Source organism: Flavobacterium sp., from assembly GCF_965657075.1.
Lineage (GTDB): Bacteria > Bacteroidota > Bacteroidia > Flavobacteriales > Flavobacteriaceae > Flavobacterium.
Genome location: NZ_CBFHMV010000004.1, coordinates 163,518 through 182,384, shown reverse-complemented (window position 1 = coordinate 182,384; position 18,867 = coordinate 163,518). Strand labels below are relative to the sequence as shown.

Annotated in this window: 21 protein-coding genes; 14 read left to right on the top strand and 7 right to left on the bottom strand. The window is 28.8% G+C overall.

What is annotated here, in order from left to right; all coding sequences use genetic code 11:
• The first annotated feature begins 86 nt into the window (after nucleotides 1–86).
• The gene (locus ACTF56_RS04860; RefSeq protein ID WP_438965788.1) at nucleotides 87–2,030 is read left to right on the top strand and encodes a DUF349 domain-containing protein; all 1,944 of its coding nucleotides are present in this window, start codon (nucleotides 87–89) and stop codon (nucleotides 2,028–2,030) included.
• 31 nt (nucleotides 2,031–2,061) lie between these two features.
• On the opposite strand, the gene ACTF56_RS04855 is transcribed toward ACTF56_RS04860, so the two are convergent.
• Both ACTF56_RS04855 and mazG read right to left on the bottom strand, forming a co-directional pair.
• Nucleotides 2,062–2,355, bottom strand: coding sequence for an antibiotic biosynthesis monooxygenase family protein (locus tag ACTF56_RS04855; RefSeq protein WP_438965787.1), 294 nt, complete (start codon nucleotides 2,353–2,355; stop codon nucleotides 2,062–2,064).
• A 177-nt stretch (nucleotides 2,356–2,532) separates the two neighbouring features.
• Complete coding sequence (mazG, locus tag ACTF56_RS04850; protein ID WP_438965786.1) at nucleotides 2,533–3,306, bottom strand: nucleoside triphosphate pyrophosphohydrolase; 774 nt, start codon at nucleotides 3,304–3,306, stop codon at nucleotides 2,533–2,535.
• A gap of 323 nt (nucleotides 3,307–3,629) precedes the next feature.
• Between mazG and ACTF56_RS04845 the strand changes: the two genes are divergently transcribed.
• The 4 genes from ACTF56_RS04845 to ACTF56_RS04830 all read left to right on the top strand — a co-directional run bounded on the left by ACTF56_RS04845 (nucleotide 3,630) and on the right by ACTF56_RS04830 (nucleotide 6,078).
• Entirely contained in the window at nucleotides 3,630–3,815 is a 186-nt protein-coding gene (locus ACTF56_RS04845) for a hypothetical protein (RefSeq protein WP_438965785.1), read from the top strand.
• A 33-nt stretch (nucleotides 3,816–3,848) separates the two neighbouring features.
• The gene (locus ACTF56_RS04840; protein WP_438965784.1) at nucleotides 3,849–4,247 is read left to right on the top strand and encodes a hypothetical protein; all 399 of its coding nucleotides are present in this window, start codon (nucleotides 3,849–3,851) and stop codon (nucleotides 4,245–4,247) included.
• 442 nt (nucleotides 4,248–4,689) lie between these two features.
• Nucleotides 4,690–4,971, top strand: coding sequence for an STM3941 family protein (locus tag ACTF56_RS04835; protein WP_438965807.1), 282 nt, complete (start codon nucleotides 4,690–4,692; stop codon nucleotides 4,969–4,971).
• A gap of 117 nt (nucleotides 4,972–5,088) precedes the next feature.
• Nucleotides 5,089–6,078, top strand: coding sequence for a glycosyltransferase family protein (locus tag ACTF56_RS04830; RefSeq protein ID WP_438965783.1), 990 nt, complete (start codon nucleotides 5,089–5,091; stop codon nucleotides 6,076–6,078).
• Nucleotides 6,079–6,137: 59 nt separating this feature from the next.
• Here ACTF56_RS04830 and ACTF56_RS04825 read toward each other — a convergent pair whose 3' ends face one another.
• The 3 genes from ACTF56_RS04825 to ruvX all read right to left on the bottom strand — a co-directional run bounded on the left by ACTF56_RS04825 (nucleotide 6,138) and on the right by ruvX (nucleotide 7,821).
• On the bottom strand, nucleotides 6,138–6,575 hold the full coding sequence (locus ACTF56_RS04825; protein ID WP_438965782.1) for a DUF5606 family protein: 438 nt from the start codon (nucleotides 6,573–6,575) through the stop codon (nucleotides 6,138–6,140).
• A gap of 141 nt (nucleotides 6,576–6,716) precedes the next feature.
• On the bottom strand, nucleotides 6,717–7,304 hold the full coding sequence (gene def / locus ACTF56_RS04820; protein WP_438965781.1) for a peptide deformylase: 588 nt from the start codon (nucleotides 7,302–7,304) through the stop codon (nucleotides 6,717–6,719).
• 106 nt (nucleotides 7,305–7,410) lie between these two features.
• Entirely contained in the window at nucleotides 7,411–7,821 is a 411-nt protein-coding gene (ruvX, locus tag ACTF56_RS04815) for a Holliday junction resolvase RuvX (RefSeq protein ID WP_438965780.1), read from the bottom strand.
• A gap of 252 nt (nucleotides 7,822–8,073) precedes the next feature.
• On the opposite strand from ruvX, the gene ACTF56_RS04810 reads away from it, so the two are divergent.
• The 3 genes from ACTF56_RS04810 to ACTF56_RS04800 all read left to right on the top strand — a co-directional run bounded on the left by ACTF56_RS04810 (nucleotide 8,074) and on the right by ACTF56_RS04800 (nucleotide 11,225).
• Nucleotides 8,074–8,889 carry a 2,3,4,5-tetrahydropyridine-2,6-dicarboxylate N-succinyltransferase gene (locus ACTF56_RS04810; protein ID WP_438965779.1) on the top strand — a complete coding sequence of 272 codons (816 nt, stop codon included), beginning with the start codon at nucleotides 8,074–8,076 and terminating at the stop codon, nucleotides 8,887–8,889.
• Between the two features lie 95 nt (nucleotides 8,890–8,984).
• Nucleotides 8,985–10,019, top strand: a complete 1,035-nt coding sequence (locus ACTF56_RS04805; RefSeq protein WP_438965778.1) for a glycosyltransferase family 9 protein — start codon at nucleotides 8,985–8,987, stop codon at nucleotides 10,017–10,019.
• A 96-nt stretch (nucleotides 10,020–10,115) separates the two neighbouring features.
• Nucleotides 10,116–11,225 carry a glycosyltransferase family 4 protein gene (locus tag ACTF56_RS04800; RefSeq protein WP_438965777.1) on the top strand — a complete coding sequence of 370 codons (1,110 nt, stop codon included), beginning with the start codon at nucleotides 10,116–10,118 and terminating at the stop codon, nucleotides 11,223–11,225.
• On the opposite strand, the gene ACTF56_RS04795 is transcribed toward ACTF56_RS04800, so the two are convergent.
• On the bottom strand, nucleotides 11,222–12,040 hold the full coding sequence (locus ACTF56_RS04795) for a glycosyltransferase (RefSeq protein WP_438965776.1): 819 nt from the start codon (nucleotides 12,038–12,040) through the stop codon (nucleotides 11,222–11,224). The two genes, ACTF56_RS04800 and ACTF56_RS04795, sit on opposite strands and share 4 nt — an antisense overlap.
• 25 nt (nucleotides 12,041–12,065) lie before the next feature.
• Complete coding sequence (locus ACTF56_RS04790; protein ID WP_438965775.1) at nucleotides 12,066–12,827, bottom strand: Kdo domain containing protein; 762 nt, start codon at nucleotides 12,825–12,827, stop codon at nucleotides 12,066–12,068.
• A 153-nt stretch (nucleotides 12,828–12,980) separates the two neighbouring features.
• Here ACTF56_RS04790 and ACTF56_RS04785 point away from each other — a divergent pair, with 153 nt between their 5' ends.
• From ACTF56_RS04785 to ACTF56_RS04760, 6 genes are all read left to right on the top strand, one after another.
• The gene (locus tag ACTF56_RS04785) at nucleotides 12,981–13,931 is read left to right on the top strand and encodes a hypothetical protein (RefSeq protein WP_438965774.1); all 951 of its coding nucleotides are present in this window, start codon (nucleotides 12,981–12,983) and stop codon (nucleotides 13,929–13,931) included.
• 5 nt (nucleotides 13,932–13,936) lie between these two features.
• Nucleotides 13,937–15,073, top strand: coding sequence for a hypothetical protein (locus ACTF56_RS04780; RefSeq protein WP_438965773.1), 1,137 nt, complete (start codon nucleotides 13,937–13,939; stop codon nucleotides 15,071–15,073).
• Nucleotides 15,060–16,145 (top strand): DegT/DnrJ/EryC1/StrS family aminotransferase, encoded by a 1,086-nt coding sequence (locus ACTF56_RS04775; RefSeq protein WP_438965772.1) that lies wholly within the window; start codon nucleotides 15,060–15,062, stop codon nucleotides 16,143–16,145. Before ACTF56_RS04780 ends, ACTF56_RS04775 begins: the two co-directional genes overlap by 14 nt.
• A 1-nt stretch (nucleotide 16,146) precedes the next feature.
• Entirely contained in the window at nucleotides 16,147–16,782 is a 636-nt protein-coding gene (locus ACTF56_RS04770) for a NeuD/PglB/VioB family sugar acetyltransferase (RefSeq protein WP_438965771.1), read from the top strand.
• Between the two features lies 1 nt (nucleotide 16,783).
• The gene (locus tag ACTF56_RS04765) at nucleotides 16,784–17,350 is read left to right on the top strand and encodes an L-threonylcarbamoyladenylate synthase (RefSeq protein WP_438965770.1); all 567 of its coding nucleotides are present in this window, start codon (nucleotides 16,784–16,786) and stop codon (nucleotides 17,348–17,350) included.
• Between the two features lie 81 nt (nucleotides 17,351–17,431).
• The gene (locus ACTF56_RS04760) at nucleotides 17,432–18,847 is read left to right on the top strand and encodes a CCA tRNA nucleotidyltransferase (protein WP_438965769.1); all 1,416 of its coding nucleotides are present in this window, start codon (nucleotides 17,432–17,434) and stop codon (nucleotides 18,845–18,847) included.
• The last annotated feature ends 20 nt before the right edge of the window (nucleotides 18,848–18,867 follow it).

Sequence of the window (18,867 nt, the reverse complement as noted above, 5' to 3'; positions counted from 1 at the left end):
TTCAATGGTCAATCTTTGACTTTTTCTTTTGAAAATTCCCTTTGAGTTAGTATCTTCGACGCCTATTACTAAAATGTACATGTAAAATGTTAGAAGAACAGAATGATAACCTGCCACAAGCAGACGGACAAAAAGAAACAGAAGTAAGCACCACTAATGCCGAAAACACAGTTATTGTAGAAGAAATTTTAGAAGAAACAACTGCTGCAGTTGCCAAAGAATCTTCTAATGACAAAGCTATGGAAGAAATTGAAAATTCTAATGCTGAAGAAAGTGAAGATGACTCAGTGAGTGACAAACACACTATTGCCATGCTAGAATACGATTCAATGACTATGGAAGCTTTAGTTGAAGAACTTGAAAAGCTAGTTGTAAACGAAAAAGTTATGGCAATTAAAGAGCACGTTGAAGAAATTAGAAAATCTTTTATGGCTCAATATCATAATGCTTTAGACGAAAAACGTGAGGAATTTGCCGAACAAAACGAAGGTGAAACTACTGGTTTTGAATATCATTCTCCATTAAAAAACAAATTTGATCAACTTTTTGACGAATATCGATCTAAAAAGAATAAACATTTTAACCAATTACAAAACAATCTGAAAAATAATTTTGAGGTTAGAAACCAAATTATTGAAGATTTAAAAAATCTTATCGATTCTAATGATGATAGCATTGGAGATATGTTCAAGAAAATGAACGAAATCAAAGATCGATGGAATAATGCTGGAGCAATACCTAAAGATAAATACAATATTGTTTGGAATAATTATCACTTTCATGTAGAACGTTTTTATGATTTAATTCATTTAGATAAAGAAGCTCGTGATCAAGATTTTAAAAATAATTTAGAACAAAAACAACAAATCATACTTCGTGCTAAAGATTTATTAGCAGAACCAGATGTTTTAAAAGCGTTTAGAGAATTGCAATTATTACACCGAGTTTGGAAAGAGGAAATTGGTCCTGTTGATAGAGAACAAAGAGAAGTGGTTTGGAATGAGTTTAGCGAAATTACTAAACAAATGCACGACAAACGCGAAGCTTTAAACGAAAAAGCTCGTGAAAAAGAAAACGAAAATCTGGCTAAAAAACATGAAATTATTGCTCAAATCAATGCTTTAAGCTCAGAAGAAGTTTCAGGTCATAAAGGTTGGCAAAATCAAATGAATAAAATGGAAGCTTTGAGAGAATCTTTCTTTAAAGCCGGCAAAGTTCCAACCGAGGTGAATGAAGAAACTTGGGCACAATTTAAAAATGCTGTAAGAGATTTCAACAAAGCCAAAAATGCTTTTTATAAAGACATTAAACACGACCAACAAACCAACTTAGATAAAAAAAATGCTTTAGTTGAAAAAGCAAAATCATTAAAAGATAGTGACGATTTTAAAGCGACTACTCCAATAATGAAACAAATTCAAGAAGACTGGAAAAAAATTGGTCACGTTCCAAGAAAATATTCCGATGCAGTTTGGAAAGAATTTAAAGGAGCTTGTAATGCCTATTTTGACCGTTTAAACCAAGTTAGAAACGAAGAAAACAAAGAAGAAGTTGAAGCTTTTGAAAACAAGAAAAACTTCTTAGAAGAATTCAAATCATTTGACCTAGTTGGCGATCATAAAACCGATTTAGATGCCATAAAAGCCAGCATTGAACAATGGAAATCGTTTGGTAGAGTTCCATTCAGTAAAAGACATATTGAAGGAAAATTCAATAAGATTTTAGATGTTCTTTTTGAAAAATTAAGCTTATCTAAAAAAGATACGGAATTAATGAAATTTGACAATCGTTTAGAACATTTATCTGAAAACGAAGACAGTAGAGCCTTAGAAAAAGAAGCTTTCTTCTTACGTAAAAAAATAGACGAAGTTCAAGGAGAAATTTTTCAATTAGAAAACAACATTCAATTCATAACTTCAAGTTCTAAAGGTGAAAATCCGTTTATTAAAGAAGTAAACAAAACTATTGACCGACATAAAGAAGATTTAAAACTTTGGAAAGAAAAACTTTCAAGATTAAATCAATTATAAACTATAAATCCCGATTCATTTCGGGATTTTTTTATTTCTTAAAACTATACTCTTTTTCTACCAAACAAATTCGAGTAGTATAGGATGTATACCAATCACTCCTGCCCTTTTCTTGAGCTGTAAGATGCTCCATATTTTGTTTCCATTTTTTTATGGATTCCAAATCTTTCCAATAAGAAACCGTAATTCCAATTTCACTTCTTGCAGATTCAACGCCCAAAAAACCATCTTGTTGCTTAGCTAATTCTTCCATTAAAACAGCCATTTCAGCATAACCCTCATCATTTGCCGTTCGTTCTGATGTAAAAATTACTGCGTAATACATAATATTGTTGAATTGTTTATCTATTTAACTTTAATCTGGTTTCAACCAAACTAATCCCTTATCCCTTATTCCCTTATCCCTTATTACTAAAATCTTCAATCTACCATCTGAAAACCAAAAACTGAAAACTGAAAACTGCCAACTGAATACTGCAAACTGAGCACTGAACACTGAACACTACAAACGCTTCGCTTCTTCCCAAAAAACATCCATTTCAGCCAAAGACATATCCGATAAATTCTTACCCAATGCACCAGCTTTACTTTCCAAATACATAAAACGTTTTATGAATTTCTTATTCGTTCGCTCTAAAGCATCTTCTGGATTAATCTTTAAAAAACGAGCATAATTAATCATAGAAAACAAAACATCACCAAATTCAGCTTCCATTTTGTCTTGATTGCCCACTTTAACTTCTTCTTGCAGTTCATTAAGCTCTTCCTGAACTTTATCCCAAACTTGATGTGTTTCTTCCCAATCAAATCCAACTCCTTTTACTTTATCTTGAATTCGACTTGCTTTTACCAAAGCTGGCAAACTCTTAGGAACACCTTCTAAAACTGATTTTCGTCCTTCTTTTAGTTTTAATTTTTCCCAATTGCGTTTCACTTCTTCTTCATCTTCCACCACAACATCACCATAAATATGCGGATGTCTTTCAATCAACTTATCACAAATAGAATTCGCCACATCAGCGATATCAAAATCATTTGTTTCACTTCCAATTTTAGCATAAAAAACAATGTGCAACAACAAATCGCCCAACTCTTTCTTAATTTCCAACATATCTTTATCCAAAATAGCATCGCCCAATTCATAGGTTTCTTCAATGGTCAAATGACGCAGACTTTCCAATGTTTGCTTTTTATCCCACGGACATTTCTCACGCAAATCATCCATGATATCTAATAAGCGACCGAAAGCTGCTAGTTGGTTTTGTCTGTTGTTCATTTTTAAGTGATTAGTGAAATTATTGATATTGAAATTGATATTGAAATTGATATTGACATCGTAAAATTATGGAAATATTTTTAGACCCGAAGGGTTTATAAATTTTAATACTAAAATTCTAATATTGTAGTATTATTTTTTATATTTGAAAAACTGTAAAAAAAAAAAATAAGCTCTTAAAAAATGATATATGTTTGATTTTAGTAATTCACATATAAAAATCTTAAAGAAATTAACAGAATAGAATTGCTTAAATAAATTATTAAGAAAATAAAATGAACATAAAATACAATAAGAAAAATCTATCTAAAATATTTTTGATTATGGGAATATTATTAATGATTTCTCCAATTACTTTTTTAGAGAATAAATATAATAATTACTCCAACAATTTAGGTGAAATTGTATTTCCTGAAAATAACAACTATGGTCTTTCATTAATTGCAATTTATTTTTTAGCATCCGTTCTATTTTATTGTTCATATAAATTAATATCCGAAATTAAATAATTAAACAAAACAAAGTTGATCTAAAAAAAAATCATGAAAATAACTTTATTATTATTTACTCTTTTGTTTTCGTATACTATCCATTCTCAAATTCTAGAGAACTGGAAAAACTTTGAATTAGATTCAGAATGGTCAATAAATTATATAGAAAATGATACTATTAATGAAACTTCTAATAATATTGGTGAATTAATTTTAAAAAACAAATATTATTCTCTAACAGTTAAATTTAATGTTTTTAAATGTAAGCCAGAATCGAAAACTGAAAGTAATAAAATTTTAAAATCTATTATTTTTGAAGAAAATCCAGATGTTATAGATGAATTTTACTTTAAAAATAATTTTTATAAATTAATATTAACAGATCATTTACTATTTCAATATAAAAAATACAATACTTTAGTAACTGAAATTCAAAATTATATAAAGTAAACCTTGAATATATCGGTTTATAACAATTTTAAAACTTAAAAAATTTTTGCATTTTTTGAGAAAATTCCAAGTTAGTTTTAAAGACTTGCGAAATTAAGTCTTGAATTTTAAAACTACAACGAATCTTAGAATATAGTAAACACATTCGCAAACTCATAAAATCTAACACAATTTCAAATTAAAAAATAATACACGAAGAGCAAATTGAAATTCCATTTAGTAAAACAAAAATGATGCTTTCTTTTTTTGGTTCACTAATTTTTGTTGTTTTTGGAGTTAGGTTCATCAAAATCTACTTAAAAGTAATCATGCCCTGTTAGGAAATCCAACTGTAATTCTCATTACCGGAATAGCGTCAGTACTGTTTTTTAGTATTATAGCTTTTACAATCACTTGCAAATTTTTAGGCAAAAAACCTGGTCTTGTAATAAATTAAAATAGAATTATTGATAATTCATGTGGAGTTTCAGTAGGAATATTTCCTTGGTCAGATATTAAGGGAATAGCAATCACACTAGTAATGAGTCAAAAGTTTTTGATGTTAATTGTTAAAAACCCAGAAGAATACTTGAACAGAGTGAAAAGTCCAATCAAAAGAAATACAATGAAAATGAATTACAAAACATATGGCTCACCAATAAGTATTTCAGCAAATTCACTAGAAACCGACTTCGACACTTTACATAATTTGATAAATGAAAAATTAACAGAATACGAATCGTAAAAAAATAGTAAACTGTATTCTTAGCTACAAATTAAATTTTATTTTTAATAATCAAATAACACTTAAAACACATTAACACAACACAAAAATTTTACTTTCGTGGTGTTAAATGTACATATGAAAATATTTTACGCCATTCAGGCAACCGGAAATGGTCACATCAGCAGAGCCATGCAAATTTATCCTTATTTGCAAAAATTTGGAACGGTAGATTTCTTTTTAAGTGGTAATAATTCCAGTCTACAAATCGATTTACCTGTAAAATATAAAAGTAAAGGTTGTAGTTTATATTACAGCAAATGCGGCGGATTGGATTATTGGGATATTGTAAAAAACATCAACCCCATTCAAATTTATAAAGAGGCAAAAGCCTTACCTTTAAAAAATTATGATGTAGTCATTAATGATTTTGATTCCATTACTGCTTTAGCTTGTAAGTTACAAAAAGTACATTCGGTTCAATTGGGGCATCAAGCGAGTTTTATTTCAAAAAACACTCCAAGACCAGAAAAAACAAGTCGCATGGGTGAATTTATTTTCAAAAATTATGCGCCAGCTTCTCAAAATATCGGATTGCATTTTGAACGTTATGATTCCTTTATCCATCCACCTATTATTAAAGAGGAAATTATACAAGCCAATCCAAAAAACCTCAAACACATTACCATTTATTTGCCTTCATTCGATAAAGACTGTTTAGAAAAAGCTTTCAAATCGGTAGCTGATGTTCAATTCCATTGGTTTTTAGATACGGTAAAAGAAGAACATACGCTTGGAAACATAACTTACTTTCCTGTAAGTCAAAAACAGTTTAACCAAAGTTTAATCAACTGCGAAGGCATAATAACAGGCGGCGGATTTGAAACTCCAGCAGAAGCTTTATATTTGGCTAAAAAAGTATTATCTATACCCATAAAAAAACATTACGAACAAGAATGTAATGCTGCAGCACTAAGTAAATTAGGAGTACCAACACTTAAAAATATTGGAGAAGATTTTGGCAAGGAAATCGAAAATTGGCTCAATACAAATAGTATTTATCCAAAAATAGAAGCCAATAACATTTCTGAAACCCTACAGTATTTATTTGACACCTATAAACGATAATTATAGGTCAAAAAAAAATCCAAATTCTCATTTGGACTTTTTGTATAAATTTAAATAAGTTATTCAGAAACTTCATCTTTTGATGGTTCACTGACTTTTTCAGCGGTTAATGCTTCCATAGAAACAAAACCTTTAGGCTGTAATAAATTATACCAATTTAATACTTTTTTGATATCCGAAATATAAACTCTATCTTCATCGTATTCAGGTAAAATTTCACGGAAATAAGCTTTTAATTGATCATCACTTTCTTTGTGAGATAAGGCTAAACCTTCGTTTTCTTTGGTTGCAATTGCTTTAAAAACTTCTGCTAATCGAACTTCTTCGCTGTAAGTATAAACGGCAATTTCTGACAATAAACTTACATTAGCACGTAAGCCCACTGTTATTTTTTTTCCATCTAATAATGATTCAGCAACAAAACCTGTTCGAGTTTGTACTTTTAATTCAAATAATCCTGGCTTACCAGATATAGACAATATTTTTTTAATACTCATTTTAATTTAATTAATGGGTGGCAAATATATATTTTAAAGTTTAAAGTGCAAAGAAGAAAGTTATGAGTTTTGGGTTAAAAGTTATGAGTTGAAAATTAAAAATAGAGAATTACAAACTATTAACTATAAACTACAAACTAGTTATCTTCCTTTTTTATTGGCAAATTTCATTCTGTAATCAGGAAAAGCTTTACCTTCCATGATGTTGTTTAATTTTTTTGAAATTAATTTTTTCTTTAGAGAAGAAACGTGATCGGTAAATAAAATGCCTTCAATATGATCGTACTCGTGCTGAATAACTCTAGCAATTAATCCGTCATAAACTTCGGTTTTCTTATTAAAATCTTCATCAAAATATTCAATAGTAATCACATCATGACGAAAAACATCTTCACGAACATCAGGAATGCTCAAACAACCTTCATTAAAACACCATAAATCACCTTCTTCTTTAAGAATTTTGGCATTAATAAAAGTTTTTTTAAACACTTTTAGTTGAGCGGCTTCTTCTTTGGAAACATCATCGCTATCAGCAAAAGGTGCCGTATCAACAATAAAAATTCGAATTGGCATTCCAACTTGTGGAGCAGCTAATCCTACACCATGAGCATTGTTCATGGTTTCGTACATATTGGCAATAACTTCTTTAAGATTGGGATAATCCTTGGAAATATCTTCGCATTTTTTTCTTAAAACGGCTTCTCCATAGCCATATATTGGTAAAATCATATTTTAAAAATTGAGAATTGAGAATTAAGTACTCTGAATTCAAATAATGTGCAAAAATAGTGTTTTGGTTTGAGTTTAAAAAGTTAATTTAATCTAAAACCAGATCCTAACGTCTATTCATATAATCTTGCAACATAATGGTTGCAGCAATTTCGTCTATTAATGCTTTATTTTGACGTTGCTTCTTTTTTAAACCACTATCAATCATCGTTTGAAATGCCATTTTTGAGGTAAATCGTTCATCCACTCTATCTAAAGGCATTTCTGGAAAATTATCTTGAAATGTTTTTATGAATTTTTCAATAATTACAGCACTTTCCGAAGGAGTTCCATCCATTTGTTTGGGTTCACCAATAATAACTTTTTCTACTTTTTCTTTGGAAAAATATTCTTTTAAAAAGACAATTAAAGTTTCAGAAGGAACTGTTGTTAAACCTGAAGCAATAATTTGCATCTCATCAGTTACTGCAATTCCTGTTCGTTTCATTCCGTAATCTATGGATAGAATTCTAGGCATCTTTTTTTTTGTAAAGGTACTAAGATTTAGATGCTAAGACTTTAAAATTTTCTAAAAATTATAACAAATTTTTCCTGTTTTGATAATTATTTTTAAACCCAATTAAACTATACTTTTCTCCAATAAAATTATTTTATCTTTGTACAAAATTTAAAATATGAAATCGCCATTAACAACAAGTTTGCATAAGCAAACACCAATAAATAAAGAAGCGATAACATATATGACCGCTAACAAATAAATTTTACATATATGAAAAACTTACAAACTATAATAGAGCAAGCATGGGAAAACCGTGCTTTATTACAAGAAACCGAAACTACAACTGCCATAAGAGAAGTTATTGAATTATTGGATAACGGAACGCTAAGAGTTGCTGAGCCTACTGAAAATGGATGGCAAGTTAATGAATGGGTAAAAAAAGCTGTTGTAATGTACTTCCCAATCCAAAAAATGGAAACTTGGGAAACAGGTATTTTTGAATATCACGATAAAATGGAATTAAAACGCAATTATGCCGAAAAAGGGATTCGTGTGGTTCCACCAGCCGTTGCTAGATATGGTGCTTATATTTCTAAAGGAGTAATCATGATGCCTAGTTATGTAAATATTGGCGCTTATGTTGATGAAGGAACCATGGTTGATACATGGGCAACCGTAGGAAGCTGCGCTCAAATTGGTAAAAACGTACACCTTTCTGGTGGTGTTGGAATTGGTGGTGTTTTAGAACCTTTGCAAGCTGCTCCAGTAATTATTGAAGATGGTGCATTTATTGGTTCAAGATGTATTGTAGTTGAAGGTGTTCGTGTAGAAAAGGAAGCTGTTTTAGGTGCAAATGTAGTTTTAACTGGTTCTACAAAAATTATTGATGTTACTGGTGATGAGCCAATTGAATATAAAGGAGTTGTTCCTGCAAGATGTGTGGTAATTCCTGGTAGTTATACCAAGAAATTTGCTGCTGGTGACTATCAAGTACCTTGTGCGTTAATTATTGGAAAACGTAAACCTTCAACAGATTTAAAAACTTCTTTAAATGATGCATTGCGTGAATATGATGTAGCAGTTTAACAACGCTTAAATTAAGTCGTATTTCACAAAAAAATGACTTTAAATTAGTCCTAAATTATCTTCAATATGACCTTAAAAAAATAAAATTTATTTACATGAAAATTTTAGTGATTCAAATTAAACAACTTGGAGACATATTGACTAGTTCTGTCATTTTTGAAGCCTTGAAAAATAAATATCCAAGTTCTGAAATTCACTATTTAATTGCTTCTAAAGGCATTGCAATGGTTGAAAACAATCCTTTTGTAGATAAAATTTTGTTTTATGATGACCAAAAAAAAGCAACTTCGTTTTTTAAAAATATTTTTAAAATACGTGAACAAAAATACGACATAATTATTGATGCTTACTGCAAAACAACTACTTCTCTTTTATGTGGATTGTCTGGTGCTAAAAAGACAATTTCTTTTGATAAAAAAATAAGTCGTTTGTTGTGTACTGATGTGATAAAACGAAATAAAATCTCGTTTTCTGTAGCAACTAAAGCTATTGAACATCGTTTGTTATTGTTAGAACCTATAGATATTCCTTTTGAAGTCATTAAACCAAAGTTGTATGTAACTGACGAAGAAAAACAACAAGCACTTTCAAAACTTAATGCTTTTGATTTGCAAAAAGAGAGTAAAATAATAATGATTAGTGCCTTAGGAAGTGGAAATTCTAAAACCTATCCTTTACAATATATGGCTAAAATTTTAGATAGCATTTGTCAAAATACTGATGCAACTTTACTTTTTAATTACATACCAAATCAAAAAGAAGACGTTTTACAATTATACAACTTTTGTCAACCAGAAACTCAGAAACAAATTAAAATTGATTTTTATACCAAAGATTTACGCGACTTTTTTGCGACTGTTACTTATTGCAAAGCCGTTATTGGTAATGAAGGTGGTGCTATCAATATGGCTAAAGCCTTGAATGTACCAACTTTTGCAATATTTTCACCAGAAATATTGAAAAATGATTGGAACATTTTTGAAAATGAAAACAGTTCTATTTCAGTGCATATTGATGATTATATTCCTACTTTTAATTCAGAACAAACAAGTGTTTATGAAAAATATGACAGCTTTAAGCCTCAATTTTTTACTGATAAATTAGTTCATTTTATTAATTATAATCTTTAAATATGAAATCGCTATTAACAAATTGTTTGTTGAAAAAAACACCAATGAAAATAAAGCGATACCATATGAACTTTGAAAAACAATAAATATTTACATATGAAAATTGGATTTGAGGCAAAAAGAGTATTTCATAACAAAACTGGATTAGGAAATTACAGCAGAGATTTAGTACGAATGATTGCTTCTTACTATCCAAAAACTGAACTTTATTTATACAATCCCAAACAAGCAAAAAAAGAACTTTTTACTTATAAAGCAGAAAACATTGTTGAAAAAACTCCTGATACTCTTTTTAAAAATTATTGGAGACAAAAAGGTGTTGTTAAAGATTTAGTTAACGATAAAATTGATATTTTTCATGGTTTATCTGGTGAAATTCCTTCTGGATTAAAGAAAAAAAACATCAAAAGTGTGGTAACAATTCATGATTTGATTTTCATGCGTTATCCCAATCTATATTCATTCATCGACAGAAAAATTCATTATTTAAAATTCAAAAAAGCAGCAAAAAATGCAGATTTAGTTATTGCCATAAGCGAACAAACTAAAAAAGATATCATTGAATTTTTAAAAATAGAGGAACACAAAATAAAAGTAGTTTATCAAGGATGTCAGCCCATTTTCAAAACTAAAATTTCTTCTGATGAATTGGTAAAAGTGAAAAACAAATTCAAGTTGCCCAATGAGTTTTTATTAAATGTAGGCACCATTGAAGAACGGAAAAATGCTTTAAGCATTGTAAAATCAATCAAAAATTTAGATACTACTATAGTCTTAATTGGAAAAAAAACAGAATACACAGAGCAAATTCATTCCTATATTAAAGAACACAATATTGAAAATAAAGTCATGTTTTTAAAAGACATAACATCTAATGAACTTGCTTCTATTTATCAATTAGCAACTGTTTTTATTTATCCATCTATTTTTGAAGGTTTTGGAATACCAATTATTGAAGCCTTATTTTCAAAAACGCCAGTAATTACAACAAATTCTGGAGTTTTTCCTGAAGCTGGTGGTCCAAATTCGATATACATTGATCCAAATAATATTGAGGAATTGGAAAAACAAATTCAACTTTTATTGGAAAATAAAACTTTAAGAAACGAAATGTCTGAAAAAGGTTTTGAGTTTGTTCAAAAGTTTAACGACGAGATTATTGCCCATAATTTGATGGAAATTTATAAAAACGTACTTGAATCTTAATCCAAATATTGATTTAATCCTTTTTCAGTTTTACAAATCTTATTTTTCAAATTGTGAGCTCTTATGGCTCTGTTTTTCTCCCAAGTTTCTTTAGTTGCGTAACCTCTTTTATGATCCAAATGCAAACAAATGGCCTGATATCGTATTTGCTTGGCTAAAACTCCATAATTGAACAATCGTTCTCCTACTTCTCTATCTAAACCGCCGTATTGCATTTCTTCATTGAATCCATTTACAGCTATTAAATCACTTTTAAAACACGAAGTATTATGACCATTAAACGTTTTCTTTGTTGGAGTTATCCAATTCATAAAAATGGCAAAGTACTTGTTATGAGTCAATTTAGTCAACTTAAAACTCTTTTTTATTCCTTTTTTAAGCAACCAAGAAATAGAAAAACAGTTTTGTAATTTAATATTTTCAATAGAAATTAATTTAGAGATTTCCATTGGTAATTTAAAATAACCACCAGATAAAAAGTAACCTTTCTCTTTAAATTTCAAGTGTTGTTTTACAAAATCTTTTCTAGGAATACAGTCTCCATCAGTAAAAAGTAAGTATTCGGAATTGGCTTTTAGAATGGCTTTATTTAAAATTTTACATTTTTGAAAACCATCATCTTCTTGCCAAACATGTACAATGGGATATGTCAATTTATCTTGAAATGATGCTATGACTAATTTTGTTTTATCGTTGGAGCCATCATCAGCAATAACCACTTCAAAATCATTCTCAGTTTGGCAACAATACCCTTGGAGAACTTTTGAAAGCCATTCTTCTGAATTGTAAGTAGTAATAATTACGGATAACTTCATGAAAACAATTAAGTTTGGAAAATTACTATTTTTTCCAAAACTTTAACCTCTTTTTTATCCTTTTTTTTCGGTAATATCGATATTGAAAATCTTCAGTAAAATTCCACATAGTTCCAAAAACCTTATCTTCGTCTATACCTGAAAGTTTTGCATATTCACTACTCATAACCGCAACCATTTCTTTTTTAGGAGTAATTTTAGAAAGATTTTTCATTCGAGTTTCAAAGTTCATTTGGGTATGAAATTTCATGCGATTTAAATCCACTAAATAAAAATCGTATGTTCCTTCTGTTCTTTTTACAATCAAAGTATTTCCTGGAGAATGATCTAAAAACTCAATTCCTTTTTCGTGCATGGTAAAAGTAAACTGAGTAAACTGACGCAAAATAGTATCTGTATCGGGGTAATCCGTTTGCACTAACTCACGATAAGTTAAATCGCACTTCAAATGTTCGCTCACATAATAGCTGTCTTTTAATCCTAAAAAGGAAACGTTTTCAAAATAAGCAATAGGTTTTGGAGTTCCAATATTATGTTTTAAAAGAAAATTAGCATACTCAAAAGAGCGTTGTGCTTTGGATTTTCTAAAGTATTTGTAAATGACCTTATTAATAAAATTAGGTTCTTTAAAAGATTTTACATTAATAGTAAAATCCTCCAATTCGAAAAGTTTAATGGAATTTCTACTACCTTGTATATATACTTTACCTAGATTTTGAAAATTCTCAATATATTCTACTAAAGTATTTTTATATTTTAAAAAATTATTATTAATCTGAAACTGCATTCCTTTTTTTTAAATCAAAAGTAGTTTAAGTACTTCATTATTCCAATTAATTATATAATTTTACAAAAATTAAACAAACGATTTATTTCTTAAAATTCGGAATCCGTTTTAAAATAATAATCGCTTTTAGTTTTTAAATACAAAATCAAAAAAATGAAAATCACTTTAATTAGTTTTGATAACTGGGGTTTTAACAAACATATTGCTAACACTTTAACTGAAAAAGGACATACGGTTACTCCTATTGATTTTCATACTTTTAAATTTAGTTACGATTCCTTTTTTCACAGAATTAAAAACTTCTTTTTGAAAAATTTTTTGAAACAAAATGTAAAAACTAAATTTTACGGACAACAAATTATCAAAGAATTAGAAAAAAATAACGAACAGCAAGATTTAATTTTAACCATAAAAGGCGATTTTATTGCTCCTGAATATGCCATTCAATTAAAAAATTACACTAAAAAATCAACAGCTTTTTTTAATGATAATAGTAAAAGATGCCCAAAAATAATTGGCGTTTTAGATTGTTTTGATGATGTGTATTCGTTTGAAAAAGAAGATTGTGAAAAATATAATTTAAAATTCAAGTCCAATTTTATTTACAACTTTAAGGAAAAAAAGAAAGACAACAATCCTGTTGAATTTGAAATTTTTAATATTTCCTCTATCGGAAAAAGAACTTCTTTAATTGTTAAAATAGCTGAACAACTAAATTTAAAATCAATTAAGCATAAATTTATTATTCACGATAAAAAAAAGAAATTAAAACCAAATCCTTTACTAACGCTTATTAACAGTCCAATTAGTCTAGAAGAAGTTGCAACTTACATTGAAAAATCTAACACTTTGTTAGACATTCATCGTGATAATCAAAGTGGCTTATCTTTCAGAGTTTTTGAATGTATGGGTTTGCATAAAAAATTAATTACTACCAATTTTAATGTAAAAGAATACGATTTTTACAACGAAAACAATATCTTAGTAATTGAAGCTAATAATCCAGTTATTGATGCCGATTTTTTTGAAAAACCTTACGAAGAAATTCCAACTGAAATATTAGAAAAATACAAATTATCTGGTTGGGTTAATGAATTTATTTAAAAAAAATGTCTGTAAAAAAAGATTTAATTAAACTAAAGTTTAAGATAATTGCTATTTTAAACAAGCCAAAATACTCGAAATTTAAAAACGAATACTTTGCTAAAAATTACAGTGAAACAAAAAGGTTAATTGTGTTTTTTGTGCCTGATGGTGCTTACAGGATTAATGGTGGAATTTTATCAATATGTACCATTTACAAAACGTTAAAAACCTTAAAATCAATTCATAATTGTGATGTAATTGCATCGTATTTGCCTGGTGTTAATTATAGCGATTACAAATACAGAACTTTTGAAAATGAAATTGTTATTTATAATTTTAGTGAAATAAATAAAAGATTTACTGCTTTAGATTACATACAAATTCATGTTCCTGAGATAATGGTTGAATTATTTAAAACCAAATCCAAAAAATTTGAAATACTATTCGATTTTCTTAAAAAATGCAAAGAAGTTGAGTTAAACATCTTAAATCAAAATGATTTATTCATGCCTAGTAAAGTGTATTTAGATTATTTAAAATCAAGATTTAATGCAATTACTATGACTGTTGCACACAAAAAATATGCGTCGCTAGAAAAAAGAAACGAATACAATTTACCAACTCATTTATTATCACCATGGTTAAATCCTGTTCCTTATAAAGTAAGAAGTTATGAAGAAAAAGAAAATTTGGTTATTTATTCACCAGATAAAATTCAATGGGTACCAAATAAAACAAATCTAAGTAAAGAAGAAATTATTTCTAATTTAAAATCAAAATTACCTCATTACAAATTTGTTGAAATTAAGAATTTAAAATATGATGCTTATAAAGATTTAGCTTCTAGAGCGAAATTTGCATTAACTTTTGGTGAAGGTTTAGACGGTTATTTCATAGAAGCTGTTTTTTCTGGTGGTATCTCATTTGCTGTTTATAATGAAAACTTTTTTACCCAAGAATATAAAAATTTGGACACTTTATATGATACTTTTGATGAATTAAATGCCAACATCGTAAGTAAAATTAACGAATTAGACCAAAAAGAGAAGTATTACAACAAACATGTTGAAATCGCAGCAATTGTAAACAAATCGTACAGCATCAAATACTTAGAAACTGACTTAAAAGAATTTTATAATAAAAAATATGATTTTGAATAATAAAAAAATAAATGTTACAAAATCTTTTTTTCCACCTTTAGATGAATATAATACATATTTACAAAGAGTTTGGAGTAACGAATGGCTGACAAATAGAGGCGAACTTACTCTCGAATTAGAAGAAAAATTAAAAGAAAAACTAAAGGTAAATCACATTCTTATCACTAATAATGGTACTGTTCCTATTCAAATTGCTTTAAAATTATTAGGAAATTATGGCGAAATTATTACCACACCCTTTTCCTATGTAGCTACAACTTCTTCCATAGTTTGGGAAAATTGCAAACCTGTTTTTGTTGACATTCATCCAGAATATTTAACCATTGATGAATCTAAAATTGAAGCTGCAATTACTCCTAAAACTACAGCTATTTTAGCAACTCACGTTTTTGGAAACCCTTGTAACACTGAAATTATTGAACAAATAGCAAAAAAACATAATTTATCCGTAATCTATGATGCTGCTCATTGTTTTGGGGTTTTTTACAATAATAAATCCATCTTTAATTACGGTGATATAAGTACGTGTAGTTTTCATGCAACAAAAATCTTCCATACTGGTGAAGGTGGTGCTGCTTTTTGTAACGACAACGAATTATACGATAAAATTTATTATTCTCATAATTTTGGACATGATGGACCAGTCAACTTTCATGGATTAGGAATTAATGCTAAAATTTCTGAATTGCAATCTGCAATGGGGTTGGCGGTGTTGGATCATATCGATGAAATTTTTAATGAAAGAAAAAAAATTGTAAACATTTATAATGAACAATTAGATTTTTCTAAATTAGATAAGATAAAAATTAGAGCCAACACGGTATGGAATTACAGTTATTATCCTGTTATTTTTGATACCGAAGAAAATTTGTTGTGGACCATGAAAAAATTAAATGACAACAATATTTTTCCAAGACGTTATTTTTATCCATCATTAAACACAATTAATTATGTTGAAGGGGAATCGATGCCCGTATCGGAATCTATTTCTTCTCGAGTTTTATGTTTGCCTTTATTTAAAGATTTATTGGAAGATGAATTAAAATTAATCATAAAAATCATAAACGAATAATATGCTAATTATTGGAGCAAAAGGCCATGCTAAGGAAGTTTTTGATGTTTGTAATGATACCAATCAAGTCGTTACTCATTTTTTCGATAATGTCACTAAAAACCAACCAAAACATTTAAATGGATTAGCAATTATTGATGATTTTGATAACGTACAAAAAACATTTCAATCCAATTTAAATGTCATAATTGGATTGGGTGGACCATTAAATCGTTTTAAAATCTATGAAAAATTCAATTCAATTGCTGCAAAATTTAATAATTGTGTTGCAAAAACTGCTGTAATTAGTGCTAGTGCTGATTTACTTGATGGCTTAAACATAATGAATTTTGTTTTTATTGGTGCAAATGTTAGTATTGGAAAAGGATGTTTAGTAAATTCTCGAGCTTCAATTCATCACGATTCGCAGATTGGTAACTTTGTAGAAATTGCTCCAAGTGCCGAAATATTGGGCAATTGTATTGTGAAAGATTTTAGTTACATCGGAACAAATGCAACTATATTACCTAAAATAACTATAGGAACAAATGTTATAGTAGCGGCAGGAGCTGTTGTAACAAATGATGTACCCGACAATTGCATGGTTGCAGGTGTTCCCGCCAAAATTAAAAAAAATCTAGAACCACTTAGTCTTTAAAATGGATTTAAATAAAGAAATACACAACGCATACGAAATAATAAAAGAAGGTGGAATCATACTATATCCAACAGACACTGTTTGGGGTATTGGATGTGATGCCTCAAATGAAGAAGCTGTAGCCAAAATTTATGCCCTTAAAAATCGTGAAGAAAGTAAAAGCATGATTTGTTTGATGAATTCCGAAAAAATGGTTTACAATGTATTTAAAGATATCCCTGAAGTGGCTTGGGAAATTTTAGATATATCAGAAAAACCAACAACTTTAATTTTAGATAACCCCAGAAATGTAGCCAAAAATATAATTGCCGAAGACAATACTTTAGCCATTAGAATTGTAAAAGAGCCTTTTTGTTTCAAATTGATGGAACGCATGAAAAGACCTTTAGTTTCTACATCAGCCAACATTTCAGGAATGTTTACACCAAAATCTTTTAAAGAAATTAGTCCAGAAATTATAAAAGGTGTTGACTATGTAGTAAATTTGCAACAGGATAAAATTTGCAAAAATCCTTCTACAATAATAAAATTAGGATTAGACAGTCAAGTAAAAATTATTCGTAAATAATATTAATTTGAAGATTTGAAGATTTGGAGGTTAAATAAATAATTTTCAAATCAAATAATTTTCAAATTTTCAAATTTAAATATGAATTATACACAAGCATTAAATAACCCAATATTCAAAATCATTGCAAAAGCAAGTCAAGAACTTAATGTAGAAACCTATGTTATTGGTGGGTTTGTTCGTGATTATTTATTAAAAAGACCTTTAAAAAAAGACATAGATATTGTAGCTGTTGGAAGTGGTATTGATTTGGCTTTAAAAGTTTCTGAACTGTTACCAAACAAACCAAAAGTTCAAGTTTTTAAAAACTACGGAACAGCAATGCTTCGCTACAAAGATACTGATATTGAATTTGTTGGAGCTCGAAAAGAAAGTTATCAAACAGAAAGTAGAAATCCTAAAGTCGAAATCGGAACATTACAAGACGATCAGGAAAGAAGAGATTTTACAATAAACGCATTAGCTTTTTCTTTGAATGAATACAATTATGGTGATTTAGTTGATCCATTTAATGGTGTTTCAGATTTAGCCTCAAAAACTATAAAAACACCTTTAAATCCAGATGTTACTTATTCTGATGATCCCTTGCGAATGATGCGTGCCATACGATTTGCTACTCAATTGCAATTTGAAATTGAAACTGAATCTTTGGAAGCCATTTCAAGAAATAAAGAACGTATTAACATCATTTCTGGCGAACGAATTGTTGATGAATTAAACAAAATCCTTTCTACAGACAAACCTTCCATTGGCTTTTTACTACTCTATAAAACAGGCCTTTTAGACTATATTCTTCCAGAACTGACTGCTTTAAATAATGTTGAAGAAATAGAGGGGCACACCCATAAAAACAACTTTTATCACACTTTAGAAGTGGTTGATAATATTTGTCCAAATACAGATGATGTGTGGTTGCGTTGGGCGGCTTTACTTCACGATATTGGAAAAGCACCCACTAAAAAATTCAGCAAAAAAAATGGGTGGACATTTCACGGACACGAATTTTTAGGTGGAAAAATGGTAAAAAAAATCTTTATAAGATTGCACATGCCTTTGAACCAAAAAATGAAATTTGTCCAAAAAATGGTCATGTTGAGTTCTCGTCCAATTGTTTTATCAGAAGATATAGTAACCGATTCAGCTGTGAGAAGATTAATATTTGATGCAGGTGAAGACGTAGAGAATTTAATGACTCTTTGTGAAGCCGATATCACTACAAAAAATCCAAATAAGTTTAAAAAATACCATAATAACTTCAATATCGTAAGACAAAAAATTGTTGAAGTAGAAGAAAAAGATTCTGTTAGAAATTTTCAACCACCTATTTCTGGTGAAGAAATTATGGCAATATTTAACTTAAAACCTTCCAAAGAAATTGGAATTTTAAAAGAAGCAGTTAAAGAAGCTATTTTAGAAGGAGACATCCAAAATGAATACGAAGCTGCTTATCAATTTGTATTAAATAAAGCCGAAAAAATGGGCTTAAAAAAAGTTTAACTATCGTTTTAATTAAATAC